Annotated in this window: 10 protein-coding genes and 1 tRNA gene; 6 read left to right on the top strand and 5 right to left on the bottom strand. The window is 68.2% G+C overall.

Features of this window, described 5'->3' with window-relative positions; all coding sequences use genetic code 11:
• Nucleotides 1–6: 6 nt before the first annotated feature.
• A complete protein-coding gene (gene ccoN / locus ALSL_RS03315; protein WP_126536402.1) occupies nucleotides 7–1,437 on the bottom strand; it encodes a cytochrome-c oxidase, cbb3-type subunit I in 1,431 nt (476 codons plus the stop codon).
• Nucleotides 1,438–1,631: 194 nt separating this feature from the next.
• Here ccoN and metF point away from each other — a divergent pair, with 194 nt between their 5' ends.
• Nucleotides 1,632–2,456, top strand: coding sequence for a methylenetetrahydrofolate reductase [NAD(P)H] (metF, locus tag ALSL_RS03310; RefSeq protein ID WP_126536400.1), 825 nt, complete (start codon nucleotides 1,632–1,634; stop codon nucleotides 2,454–2,456).
• Between the two features lie 62 nt (nucleotides 2,457–2,518).
• Here the strand turns inward: metF and ALSL_RS03305 are convergent, their stop codons facing one another.
• From ALSL_RS03305 to ALSL_RS03290, 4 genes are all read right to left on the bottom strand, one after another.
• A complete protein-coding gene (locus ALSL_RS03305; protein WP_126536398.1) occupies nucleotides 2,519–3,805 on the bottom strand; it encodes a sensor histidine kinase in 1,287 nt (428 codons plus the stop codon).
• Entirely contained in the window at nucleotides 3,789–4,475 is a 687-nt protein-coding gene (locus tag ALSL_RS03300; RefSeq protein ID WP_126536396.1) for a response regulator transcription factor, read from the bottom strand. Before ALSL_RS03300 ends, ALSL_RS03305 begins: the two co-directional genes overlap by 17 nt.
• Nucleotides 4,476–4,742: 267 nt before the next feature.
• Nucleotides 4,743–5,624, bottom strand: a complete 882-nt coding sequence (gene rimK, locus ALSL_RS03295) for a 30S ribosomal protein S6--L-glutamate ligase (RefSeq protein WP_126536394.1) — start codon at nucleotides 5,622–5,624, stop codon at nucleotides 4,743–4,745.
• Nucleotides 5,625–6,023: 399 nt separating this feature from the next.
• A tRNA-Gly gene (locus ALSL_RS03290) sits at nucleotides 6,024–6,097 on the bottom strand.
• A 170-nt stretch (nucleotides 6,098–6,267) separates the two neighbouring features.
• Here ALSL_RS03290 and ALSL_RS03285 point away from each other — a divergent pair.
• From ALSL_RS03285 to ALSL_RS03265, 5 genes are all read left to right on the top strand, one after another.
• Complete coding sequence (locus ALSL_RS03285) at nucleotides 6,268–8,505, top strand: DUF6600 domain-containing protein (RefSeq protein ID WP_126536392.1); 2,238 nt, start codon at nucleotides 6,268–6,270, stop codon at nucleotides 8,503–8,505.
• A gap of 58 nt (nucleotides 8,506–8,563) precedes the next feature.
• A complete protein-coding gene (thiS, locus tag ALSL_RS03280; RefSeq protein WP_126536390.1) occupies nucleotides 8,564–8,764 on the top strand; it encodes a sulfur carrier protein ThiS in 201 nt (66 codons plus the stop codon).
• A 57-nt stretch (nucleotides 8,765–8,821) separates the two neighbouring features.
• On the top strand, nucleotides 8,822–9,619 hold the full coding sequence (locus ALSL_RS03275; protein ID WP_126536388.1) for a thiazole synthase: 798 nt from the start codon (nucleotides 8,822–8,824) through the stop codon (nucleotides 9,617–9,619).
• Between the two features lie 141 nt (nucleotides 9,620–9,760).
• Nucleotides 9,761–10,468 (top strand): tRNA (guanosine(46)-N7)-methyltransferase TrmB, encoded by a 708-nt coding sequence (trmB, locus tag ALSL_RS03270; RefSeq protein ID WP_126536386.1) that lies wholly within the window; start codon nucleotides 9,761–9,763, stop codon nucleotides 10,466–10,468.
• Nucleotides 10,469–10,780: 312 nt separating this feature from the next.
• Nucleotides 10,781–13,288, top strand: coding sequence for a penicillin-binding protein 1A (locus ALSL_RS03265; protein ID WP_126536384.1), 2,508 nt, complete (start codon nucleotides 10,781–10,783; stop codon nucleotides 13,286–13,288).
• Nucleotides 13,289–13,290: the final 2 nt, after the last annotated feature.

The following is a 13,290-nucleotide window of genomic DNA, read 5'->3' as shown; positions in this document are numbered from 1 at the left end:
ATTCCTTTAGGCGCGGGCATCGGCGGCATCGGGCGGCAAGACCGGATGTGCGACCGGCGCCTTCGCCTGCTGGAAGGTCTTGAGCACGTTCCAGGCCATGACCAACATGCCGGAGAGCACGATCACGCCACCGCCGAGACGGAACAGGTAGTAGGGCTTGGTCGCGTTGAGCGACTCGACGAACGAATAGACCAGGGTGCCGTTTTCCGGATCGGTGGCACGCCACATCAGGCCCTGCATCACGCCGGCGATCCACATCGAGGCGATATAGACCACCAGCCCGATCGTGTGCAGCCAGAAGTGCGTGTCGACCAGCTTGGTCGAATACATCTTCTCGAGGCCGAGCACGCGCGGCAGCATCGAATAGATCGAGCCGATCGAAATCATCGCCACCCAGCCCAAGGCGCCCGAGTGCACGTGACCGATGGTCCAGTCGGTGTAGTGGCTGAGCGAGTTGACCGTCTTGATCGACATCATCGGCCCCTCGAATGTGCTCATCATGTAGAACGAGAGCGAGACGATGAGGAACTTCAGGATCGGATCGGTGCGCAGCTTGTACCAGACGCCCGACAGGGTGAGGATGCCGTTGATCGCGCCGCCCCATGAGGGCGCCAGCAGGATCAGCGAGAACACCATGCCCAGCGACTGTGCCCAGTCCGGCAGCGCGGTGTACTGCAGATGGTGCGGCCCGGCCCACATGTACACCGCGATCAGCGCCCAGAAGTGCACGATCGAGAGGCGGTAGGAATAGATCGGCCGGCCGGCCTGCTTGGGCACGAAGTAGTACATCATGCCGAGGAAGGCGGTGGTCAGGAAGAAGCCGACCGCGTTGTGGCCATACCACCACTGCGCCATCGCGTCGACCGTGCCCGAATAGGCCGAGTACGACTTGAAAGGCCCGGCCGGAATGGAGACGTTGTTGACGATGTGCAGCAGCGCGATGGTGATGATGTACGCGCCATAGAACCAGTTGGCGACGTAGATGTGCTTGACCTTGCGCTTGACGATGGTGCCGAAGAACAACACCGCGTAGGCCACCCAGACGATGGTGATCAGAAGATCGATCGGCCACTCGAGCTCGGCGTATTCCTTGGACTGCGTATAGCCCAGCGGCAAGGTGATGGCCGCAGCCACGATCACCAGCTGCCAGCCCCAGAACACGAACGAGGCCAGCTTGTCCGAGATCAGCCGTGCATGGCAGGTGCGCTGCACCGTGTACAGGCTGGTGGCGAACAGCGCCGAACCGCCGAAAGCGAAGATCACCGCATTGGTATGCAGCGGTCGCAGGCGGCCGTAGCTCAGCCACGGTAGGTCGAAATTGAGCGCAGGAAAGTAGAGCTGCGCCGCGATCAGCACGCCGACCAGCATGCCGACGATACCCCACACCACGGTCATGACGGTGAATTGCCGTACGACCTTGTCGTTGTAGATCTCCACTCGCCGTCTCCTCGCATACGGGACGGCGGGAGTATGAAGACCCGGTCACGGCCGGCGCTTGACCATGGTCAATTTGCCCCCGGGGTCGGCGCCGGCGCATTTTGTCGCAGCGGGTCGCCGAGGTCGCATCGGCGCTTGTTTATCTCTCCATGCGGAAAAGGAGATATACAATCGCCGCATTCGTGGAGACCGCCATGCCCTCGCTCAGTTTCGAGTTCTTTCCGCCCAAGACCGCGCAGCAGCGCGAGCAGCTCGACCAGACCGTGACGAAGCTGGCGGCCTTCGGTCCGGACTACGTCTCGGTCACCTTCGGCGCCGGCGGTTCCACCCTGAACTACACCCGCGAAACGCTGGCCCACCTCAAGCACATGCACGGGCTCGAAGTGGCGCCTCATCTGTCCTGCATGGGCGGCACGCGCGAAGAGATCGCCGCGCTGCTCGATGACTATCGCGCCGCCGGCTATCGCCGGCTGGTCGCCCTGCGCGGCGACCTGCCCTCGGGCATGGCCTCGCCGGGCGACTTCCGCTATGCCGCCGAGCTGGTGCGCTTCGTGCGCGAGCGCACCGGCGACCACTTCCGCATCGAGGTGGCCGCCTATCCGGAGACCCACCCGCAGGCGGCCGACGCGCTGGTCGATCTCGAACACTTCAGGGCCAAGATCGCGGCCGGCGCGGACGGCGCGATCACGCAGTATTTCTACAACCCTGATGCCTATTTCCGCTTCGTCGCGGACGTGCGTCGGCTGGGCGTGTCGGTGCCGATCGTGCCCGGCATCATGCCGATCGCCAACTTCAGCCAGCTGACCCGCTTCTCCGCCAGCTGCGGCGCCGAGATCCCGCGCTGGATCGCCAAGCGCATGCAGGCGCTCGGCGACGACGCCCAGGCGATCCGCGAACTGGGCGCGGAGCTGGTCGCGCAGCTTTGCCGGCAGTTGCTGGAGGGCGGCGCGCCCGGTCTGCACTTTTACACGCTGAACCGCGCGCGGCCGACCATGGCGGTGCTCGAGCGGCTGCGCTGAGTGCGCCCAGTACCGACCCCGCGCCGCACGCCGGCGGACGGTGTGCGTAAGGGCGGCCAGCCCTAACCGAACACCAGGCTGGCGATCGCCCCGTTGCGGTCGGTGCGCGGACGCATCGACACCTGCCAGCCGTAGAGGTCACACAGCCGGCGCACGATCGCGAGCCCCAGTCCGGCGCCGCTGCCGCCGGCGCCCTCGCCGCGCACGCCACGCTGGAACAGCCGCTCGGCGTCCTCGGGCTTGATGCCGGGGCCGGTGTCGATGACCTCCACGCGGTCGGCACCGATGACCACCCTCACCGTGCCTTCCAGGGTGTACTTGATCGCGTTGCCCACGAGGTTGGTGAGCGCCACCGACAGCACCGAAGCCGGCGCATTGACAGTGAGCGGCGCCTCCGTCACCAGCTCGACTTCGAGCGGCTTGTCGCGCATCTGCGGACGCTGGCTCTCGATCACGTCGGCGGCGACCTTGGCGACCTCGGTGGTCTCGCCCCGGGTCGGACCACGCCGCTCGGCGCGCGAAAGCAGGAGCAGCGCCTCGATCAGCTCGGTGGCCTGACGCGAGGCACGCTCGATCCGCTTCAGCCGTTCGGCGAGCTTGGGCGTGAGATCGGGCGAGGCCTGCAACAGCTCGGTGCTGCTGGCGATCACCGCCAGCGGCGTGCGCAGCTCGTGGCTGACGTCGGAGTTGAACTCGCGGTCGCGCTCGACCATGGCGGTGAGCCGGGCGGCGTAGTCGTCCAGCGCCTGGGCGAGCTCGCCGACCTCGTCGTCGGCGAAATGCGGCGCCAGTGGTTCGACCTTGCCGGTGCGGCGGAACTCGCGCAGGCGCTGGGCAAGCTCGGTGACGGGCTTGAGCACCTTGCGCGAGAGCCACACGCCGATGGCTAGCGAAAGCAGGCCGAACAGAAACACCGCGCCGATCACGCTGATCAGGAGCTGCTGCTTGCCCAATTCCTCGCGCGAGACGTCGTAGCGCAGGAAACTGATGATGCCGTTCTCGCGCCACACCGCGAGCTTGTAGTGATGCATCTTGCCGGTTTCGTCCGGCTCGTAGATGTCGTGCACGCCGTTGGGCAGGTTCTGCCAGGCCAGCGGCGCCTTGTAGAGGGTGCGTTCGCTCTTGATGATGCCGGTCAGCAGCCGCGAGCCCGCGCCCGGTTCGTTCGGATGCTCGCGGGCCTGCTGGTTGGCCCATTTGGCGTCGTCGAGCAGGCTGGCGTTGACCAGCTGGTCCTCCACCCGTGCACGGATGTCCAGCGAGGCCACGGCGAACAACGCGCTCAGTCCGAAACCGAACAGCGCGAAGGAGACGACCAGGCGAAAGCGCAGCTTACGTCTGGACCGCATCCGGATCGACCATGCGGTAACCGATGCCGTGGCGGGTATGGATCAGTGGCTTGTCGAACGGCTTGTCGATCGCCGCGCGCAGGCCGTGGATGTGCACGCGCAGGGAATCGCTGTCGGGCAGCTCCTCGCCCCACACGCGCTGTTCCAGATCCTGGCGGGTCACCACCGCCGGGCTCGCCTCCATCAGCGCCTGCAGCAGCTTGAGCCCGATCGGGTTGAGCTGGATCGCCTTGCCGGCGCGGCTCACGGTGAGCGTGTCCAGGTTGTAGGTGAGGTCGCCGACCTTGAGCACCCGGCTCTGCGGGCCCTTGCCGCGCCGGGCCAGCACTTCCAGCCGCGCGGCCAGCTCCTGCAGCGCGAACGGCTTGGTCATGTAGTCGTCGGCGCCGGATTCGAAGCCGGTCAGTTTCTGCTCCAGCGCATCACGCGCAGTGAGCATCAGGATCGGCGTCTGCTTGTGTGCCTCATGGCGCAGCTTCTTCGCCACTTCCAGCCCGTCCATCCCCGGCAGGGTGAGGTCGAGCACGATGACGTCGAAATCGTTGACCACGGCAAGGTGCAGGCCGGTGACGCCATCGCCGGCGAAATCGACCACGTGGCCACGGTCTTCGAGATAGTCGCCGATGTTGGTCGCGATATCGCTGTTGTCTTCGATCACCAGGACGCGCATGACGCACTCCTTCACTGCCGACGCCTGCCGGCGCACTAGCTTAACAAGTGGATGGATGCCGGCGGCATCGCGCGGTACCGGCAAAAGAAACGCCCGGACCGGCGACGCTACGCCTGCCCGAGCGCAAGTGGCTGCCCCGATGACCGAAAACCTGCCCGAAACATCCTCAAGACCTCAAGGAAGCCCTCGGCAAATCCCAGTGCCGGCCGTTATAGGGGCAGGACGGTTACAGACCGGTTAACCCGACGTCGAGGCGACGGGCGCCGTTCAGTCCCGGCGGGCATGACGCTCCAGATGCCGCACGATCTGGCCGGCGACATCCACGCCGGTGGCGCCCTCGATGCCCTCGAGCCCGGGCGAGGCGTTGACTTCGAGCAACAGCGGGCCGCGCCGCGAACGCAGCAGGTCCACCCCGGCGATGCCCAGGCCGACCACCTTCGCCGCCTGAATGGCGAGGGCGCGCTCCCCGGCACTCAGGCGCGCCTTTTCCGCGCTGCCGCCACGATGCAGGTTGGCGCGGAAGTCCCCGGGGCTGGCCACCCGCTGCATCGCCGCCACCACCTTGCCGCCGACCACGAAACAGCGCAGGTCGCTGCCCTTGGCCTCGGCGATGAACTCCTGCACCAGAAAGGTGGCGTACAGGCCACGGAAGGCCTCGATCACGCTCTGCGAGGCAGCCCGTTTCTCGGCCAGCACCACGCCATTGCCCTGGCTGCCCTCGTTGAGCTTGATCACGTGCGGCGGCTCGCCGAGCAGGGCGAGCAGATCGTCGGTGTCGTCCGGATTGTCGCCGAACACGGTCATCGGCATCGGCACGCCGTGCGCGGCAAGCACCTGCAGGCAGCGTAGTTTGTCGCGCGCGCACAGCACCGCGTCGGCCGTGTTGGGCGTATACACGCCCATCATCTCGAGCTGGCGAAGCACCGCGGTACCGTAGAACGTGCTCTGTGTGCCGATGCGCGGGATCACCGCGGAAAAATCACGCAACGGCTTGCCGCGGTAATGGATCGCCATGTTCCCCGGCGCGATGCGCACGTAGCAGCGCAACGGATCGAGCACACGCACCACATGGCCGCGCGAACGCGCCGCCTCGACCAGCCGTCGGGTGGAATAAAGCTGGCTGTTGCGCGACAGGATGGCGATCTTCATCGAAAAATTCCGCTACCGGCCGCACGCATACCGGCATCGGCAAAGGGGTGCATCAGGCACAACGCGCTTCAAGGATTGAGTATTGGCACGCGGGATGCCGGACAAGCCAGTGGCAAGGGGCGGCTTGATGGCCTGCGCGTCATGAGATCTGAAAGCCTGATCCCAACTCCTTGAAGCAGGTTGGGTGCCATGTTTCCCATCGGGCACTCCGCCCCCCCCCAGCAACAATGCGGAATCGGAAAGCTCCGCATGGCGACGTACCACTTGATGTACCGGTTTTGACCGGCTGTCAGTGGATTTCGCTGGACGTCACTGGAACGGCTTTTCTGGAAAAGCCGAACCGTGACAATGAATTGCGAAACCCCATGGACGTCCTTGGAACGCCTTGGAAAGTCGAAGTGGAGCGGGTGAAGGGAATCGAACCCTCGTCAGTAGCTTGGGAAGCTACAGCTCTACCATTGAGCTACACCCGCCTCGACGGTCCATGGTAACGCGCCGCCCGCCCCTTGGGGAGTCCGGGAGCCAAGCCGCAGGACTGCTGAACGGCGTGCGGCCACCGGCCGCCGGCGACGATTGGCCATGCGCATAATGGATCGGCGGCCTTGCCGCATCGCGAGGCCCGACGGGCCGGAAGGACACGGGTATGCCAAGGTCGATGCCATCGCTCGGACGCTGGCGGGGCTGGCTCTGTACCGCGCTATGGCTGCTTTGCTGCGTAGCGGCGGCGCAGTCCCGTGACGATCAGGCCAACGCCGATCCGCCCTCGCGGGCGGTGCGCCTTGCCTATCTTTCCGGCGCCGTGGCGCTGCTTCCGGCCGGCACGCAGACATGGATCGACGCCGGCCTGAATCGCCCGCTCGCCGCCGGCGAGCGCCTCTCGACGACACCCGCGGCGCGGGTCGAACTCGAGCTTCCCGATGCCGCGCTGCGACTGGACGGCCGCACCGACTTGGCCCTGCTCGCGTTCGATGACCAGCTCGCCCAGTTCGAGCTCGGCGCAGGCACGGCCATCCTTTCGGTGCGCAACGTCGCCGCCGGCGAAAGCTACGAGATCGACACGCCCCGCGTGGCGCTGGTGGTCGACCGTCCCGGCGTGTTCCGGGTGGACGTCGACCGCGGCAGCGGTACGACCACGATCGGCGTGTTGTCCGGCAGTGCCAGCGTGTACGGCGAACACGACGCCCGGCGCGACATCTTCGCCGGCCGCAACTACCGTTTCGAAGACACCGCACTGGACCGCGTGACGGTGGAGGACCGCCCGGCGGAGGAAGACGACTTCGAGCATTGGTCGGCCGAGCGCGACCGCCGCTATGTGCGCGCCACATCCACGCAGTACGTCGATGAAACGGTAGTCGGCTACCCGGACCTGGACGCCTACGGCAGCTGGCAGGACGATGTCGACTACGGCCCGGTGTGGTATCCGGCCGTCGTGGCGGTGGACTGGGCGCCCTACCGCTACGGCCACTGGGATTACGTGGGCTTGTGGGGCTGGACCTGGGTGGACGATCTGCCCTGGGGCTTTGCCCCGTATCACTATGGCCGCTGGATCCATCGTCCGCGCGGCTGGTGCTGGATTCCCGGCCCGCGCGGCGTACGCCCGGTGTATGCGCCGGCCCTGGTCGCCTTCATCGGTGACCGCCACACCCGCGTGGCGGTCGGCGTGGCACCGGTCGGCTGGCTGCCGCTCGGGCCGGGTGACGTGTATATCCCCTGGTATCGCGCCAGTCACCGCTATTTCGACCGCGTCAATGAAACCAACCTGCGCTGGCGGCGCGCCGAGGAACGGACGCGCTGGGAACAGCGCATCGAAGCGCATTACCGCGATTACCGCGCCGGCACCGCGCCGCCGGTCGACCACTATGTGAACTGGCGCGCGCCCCATGCGCTGACCGCGATCGACGTCCGCGCCTGGCAACCGACCGAACCCGTCCAGCGCCACCGGCTGGAGCTCGATCCCAGCCGCTTGCGGCAAGCCGGCGTGCTGACCCGACTGCCGCCGCCCGCTCGGCAGCCATGGCCGTCGACCGCCGCGCAGGCCGGCGCACCGCCAAACAGCCCGGCGCGTCCGGTGGTCATGCACCACCGCTTCGACAGGCCGTCGGGGGCACCGATGCCGCAACCTGCGCCCAAGCCATTTCCCGCAGGCGCGCCGGGACATCCGAGCGGCGGTCCCGGAGCGCAACCCGTGCGGCCGGGCCTGCCCGGCCAGTCGTCCCAGCCCGATCATCCCCGCGACTGGACGGCGCCAAGGCCCGGTCCGCAGCCGGAACACACGCCGGATGCGGGTCACCCCGGACCGCCCGAGGGCCCTTCGACCGGGCACCGTCCGCCGCTATCGCCAGGCCCGGCGCCGGCCGCAATGGGCGGCGCATCCGAGCGACGCGATGCCTGGCCTGCGCACTTCGTCCATCACCCGTCAGCGCAGGGCGGCGCCACAGCGCCGGCTGCGCCGGCGGCGGGTGCCGCGCCGGAACCGCATGGTCTGCCGCAGCCGCCGCGCTTCAGCACCCTGCCGCCGGGCACGGCCGCCCCCGAGAGCCTGCACGGGCACGATGCGCCTGCGCCCGTCTCGCTGCCGTCCGCGCCGAGCTTCCGGCGCGAGGACGCGCCCAGGCCACCTGCGGACGCCTGGCGCCATGCGCCATCCCGTCCGGCGCCTGTCCTCGAGCCTCGCCCGGCGATCCCTGAGCGGCACGCGCCGGTGCCCACGCCACGTTCCTGGCAGCCCGCGGCGCGACCGCTGTCGGCGCCCCACGAGATCGCCCCGACGCCGCACGAAGCGCCCCGCGCCGCGCCACGCCAAGGCGGCCACCCGGCCGAAACGACGGGACACCCGCATCCGCATCCGCCGCCCTCCGGCGACCGTGACGACCGGCATTGAGCCGTCCTCTTGCACCGCGCTCACCGGCCTTTGCCGCGGCGGAGGCTACAATGTGCCCATGCTGATCACTCTCAACGGCAAACCGCTGGAACTGCCCGCTGGCACCACCGTCGCCGGCCTGCTCAAACGGGCCGGTTTCGCCGGTCGGCGGGTGGCCGTCGAGGTCAACCAGACCATCGTCCCGCGCAGTCAGCACGACCAGCACGCACTGGCCGAGAACGACCGCGTCGAGATCGTGCAGGCCATCGGCGGCGGTTGACCGCACGAGCCTTCTCACCGCTTCCCCGCCGGCCGGACCGGCGCCCCAAGAACCGCCATGAACACACCCGCGCCCCACGCCGATCCACTCGTCATCGCCGGCAAAACCTACCGCTCGCGCCTGCTCACCGGCACCGGCAAATACAAGGACTTCGACGAGACCCGCCGCGCCAGCCTGGCCGCCGGCGCCGAGATCGTCACCGTGGCGATCCGCCGCGTGAACATTGGCCAGGACGCGGGCGCGCCCAGCCTGCTCGACGCGCTGCCGCCCGATGAGTTCACCCTGCTGCCGAACACCGCCGGCTGCTACAACGCGGTCGACGCGGTGCGCACCTGCCGGCTCGCGCGCGAGCTGCTCGACGGCCACGCGCTGGTCAAACTGGAGGTGCTGGGCGACGAGAAAACCCTGTTTCCCGACGTGATCGAGACACTGAAAGCCGCCGAGCAACTGGTCGCCGACGGTTTCCAGGTGATGGTCTACACCTCGGACGACCCGATTCTCGCGCGCCGGCTGGAAGACATCGGCTGCGTGGCGGTGATGCCGCTGGCCGCGCCGATCGGCTCGGGGCTCGGCATCCAGAACAAGTACAACCTGCTCGAGATCGTCGAGAACGCGAAGGTGCCGGTGATCGTCGATGCCGGCGTCGGCACCGCCTCGGATGCCGCGATCGCGATGGAACTCGGCTGCGACGGCGTGCTGATGAACACCGCCATCGCCGGCGCGAAGGATCCGGTGCTGATGGCGCATGCGATGAAGCTCGCCGTCGAGGCCGGGCGCGCCGCCTTCCGCGCCGGACGCATCCCGCGCCGCCGCTACGCCAGCGCCTCCAGCCCGCTCGACGGCACCATCGGCTAAACGCGCCAGGCTTTGCCTTTCGCGCCGCCGAAGCACGGCGGCCAGTGCCGCGCGCACCGGTGATCCATCGCCCTCGCCTGCGCTTCTTCGACCGGGCCGCCGGCGAAGAAGTATCCAACCTCGCATGACGTTACCCTCGCCATGACCGATTCCGCCTCGTCCGCCCCCCAACGCCGCATCCGCAGCTTCGTGCTGCGCGAAGGCCGCATGACGAGCGCGCAGGAACGCGCCTTCGCCCTGCACTGGCAACGCTTCGGCATCGACTACACCGGCACGCCGCAGGACTTTGCCGCCCATTTCGGCCGGCGCGCGCCGCTGGTGCTGGAGATCGGCTTCGGCAACGGCGAGGCGCTGGCCTGGGCAAGCGAGCACGATCCGGATCGCGACTATCTCGGCATCGAGGTGCACGGTCCGGGCGTGGGCCGGCTGATGAACGCGCTGGCGGCACGCGAGGCGCGCAACGTGCGGCTGTACAGACACGATGCGGTGGACGTGCTCGAACAGGAGATTCCTGCCGGCACGCTCGCCGAGATCCGCCTGTGGTTTCCCGACCCCTGGCCCAAGAAACGTCACCACAAGCGGCGCATCGTGCAGCCGGCGTTCCTCGCCCTGCTCGCCAGCCGCGCCGCGCCGGACGCGCTGCTGCACCTGGCCACCGACTGGCAGCCCTATGCCGAGCACATGCTGGCATTGCTGGAGGAGGCCCCCGACTGGCGCAACGCGGTGGCTCCCGGCCGCTATGCCGAGCGGCCGCCCTGGCGCATCGAGACGCGCTTCGAGCGGCGCGGCCGCCAACTCGGCCACGGCGTGTGGGATCTCCTGTACCGCAGGCGTCCGACCGCCAGCTGAAAGCCGGCCGCCCGACGCCGTGGACGTGCCCTGACCTCGCCGCCCGCTCGCCGGTGTCGCGCTCGGGCAGCACGCGGCGCCGGCCGTAAGACGTGACGCCCGGGCAGCCCGGAATCACCGTCTGATCGCAAGCCGCGCGGCCACGGCCCGAGGGTGACCGGCCGCCGGCCTGGTCAAGCCGAGCGCATCGCCTGGCCGCCCGAGGCAAGCATCGCCCGCCCCACGACAGGCGTGTGACGCCGCGGCAGGCGGGCGGGCGGCCAAGCTTTATACTTGACCGTTGCTCTATCAGGCCCTGAGCCTTCTTTAGACATGCACATTTTCAAGCGTCTGCTGCGCTGGGCCGTCATTGCGGCCTTTACCGGCCTGCTGCTCGCGGTCCTGGCGGTGGGCGCCGCCTATTGGCTGATCGCGCCGCGGCTGCCTTCGGTGTCCCAGCTCAAGGACTACCACCTGCAGGTGCCGCTCAAGATCCTGAGCGCCGACGGCAAGCTGATCGCAAGCTTCGGCGAAATGCGGCGCATCCCGGTGGACATCGGCCACGTGCCCGAGCGCCTCAAGCATGCGGTACTGGCCGCCGAGGACGCCGATTTCTACCGGCACCCCGGGGTGGACTGGCATGGCATCGTGCGCGCCGGCTGGCACGTGCTCATCTCCGGCGGCGACAAGGGCCCGGGCGGCTCCACCATCACCCAGCAGGTGGCGCGCAATTTCTTCCTGAGCCCGGAGAAGCTCTATTCGCGCAAGCTCACCGAGATCTTCATCGCGCTGCGCATGGAGAAGGAGCTCAGCAAGGACCAGATCCTCGAGCTGTACCTCAACAAGATGTTCCTGGGCCATCGCGCCTACGGCGTGGCGGCCGCCGCCGAGTACTACTACGGCAAGACCCTGGACCAGCTCACCCTGGCGCAGTGCGCGGCCATTGCCGGCACCTTCCAGCTGCCGTCGATGGTCAACCCGATCAACAATCCCCAGCGCCTGCTCGCGCGGCGCAACTGGATCCTCGGGCAGATGCTCGAGCATCACTACATCAGCGCCGAGGAATACCGCCAGGCCGTGGCGGAGCCGAACGATGCCTACCCGCACGAGCCGCCGGTGGAGGTGGACGCCCCCTATCTGGCCGAAATGGTGCGTCAACAGACGCTGGACCGGCTCGGCAACGACGCGTTGACCGAGGGTTACGTGGTCAAGACCACGCTCGACAGCACCCGTCAGCAGGCGGCCGTGGAAGCCCTGCGCAAAGGCCTCATGGATTACGATCGCCGCCACGGCTGGCGCGGGGCCGAGGCCCACCAGGACTTGCCCGCCGGCGCCGATCAGGCCGTTTTCGACAAACTGCTCGCCGCCCACATGCCGCTGGCCGGCCTGCAACCGGCGCTGGTGACGGCCAGTTCACCGACGCAGGCGACGCTCTATCTCTCGGGCGGCCGCACGATCGAGCTCGGTCTGGCCGATGTCGCCTGGGCTCGGCCCTACATCAATGAAAGCCGTGTCGGCGCGCCACCGAAGACCGTCGATGCGGTACTCAAGCGTGGCGACGTCGTCCGGGTGATGGCCGACGGACAGGGCCATTGGCAATTGACGCAGTGGCCGACGGTGCAAGGCGCGCTGGTGTCGCTCGACCCCGAGGACGGCGCGGTCCAGGCGCTGGTGGGTGGCTTCAATTTTCAGCGCAGCAAATTCAACCGTGCGGTGATGGCGGCGCGTCAGCCTGGCTCGAGCTTCAAGCCGTACATCTACTCGGCGGCTTTCGAGCGCGGCTACACCCCCGCCTCGATCGTCAACGACGCGCCGCTCGCGCTGCCCGACCCCTCGCGCCCGGGTGGCCTGTGGACGCCTTCCAACGACGACGAGAAGTTCGACGGCCCGATCCGCCTGCGCGAGGCGCTGGCCCGTTCGAAGAACCTGGTCTCGGTGCGGCTCTTGGACGCGATCGGCGTGCGCTATGCACGCGAATACATCACCCGCTTCGGCTTTCCGCTCGACGCCCTGCCGGCCAACCTGTCGCTGGCGCTCGGTACCGCCTCGGTCTCGCCGCTCAGCATGGCGCGCGGCTATGCGGTGTTCGCCAACGGCGGCTATCTGGTGACGCCCTATTTCATCCACGAGATCGACGATCGCGACGGCAAAGCGGTCTATCTCGCCAATCCACCGCGCGCCTGCCGTACCTGTCCCGAGCGCCTGCTCAATCCCTCCCCGCCGGCGCCGCCGCCGGCCGAGATGGCCAAGGCGCCGGGCAACGCGGCCGCCGACGCCAACCCGACCGCGGACGCCCCGCTGCCGGCCGATGCCCACGACGCCGCCAGTGCGCCAGTGCTTGCGCCGGCGGTCATCGACGTGCGCAACGCCTATCTCGTCACCTCGCTGATGAAGGACGTCATCCAGCACGGCACCGGTTATGCCGCCAAGGCGCTGGGCCGCAGCGACCTGGCGGGCAAGACCGGCTCCACCAATGACCATCGCGACGCCTGGTTCGTCGGCTTCAATGCCGAGGTGGTCAGCGCGACCTGGGTCGGCTTCGACGACTTCACACCGCTCGGACGCGCACGCGGCGTGGGCGAGTTCGGCGCCCAGGCGGCCTTGCCGATCTGGATGGATTACATACGCGTGGCGCTCAAGGATCGCCCGCCGGCGTCGCTGCCGATGCCGCCGGGCATCGCGACCCTGCTCATCAACCGCACCACCGGACTTCCGACCACGCCGGACGATCCGGAGGCGATGAGCGAGATCTTCAAGGTCGAGGACGTCGAACGGCTGCGCGCGCTGGCCACCCAGCAACAGCAGGACGAGCAGGACCAGCGGGCCTACGACATCTTCTGAGG

The sequence above is a fragment of the Aerosticca soli genome (assembly GCF_003967035.1).
Classification (GTDB): Bacteria; Pseudomonadota; Gammaproteobacteria; order Xanthomonadales; family Rhodanobacteraceae; genus Aerosticca; species Aerosticca soli.
Note: the sequence above shows the minus strand (reverse complement) of the source record. Positions and strands in the feature narration are given on the sequence as shown.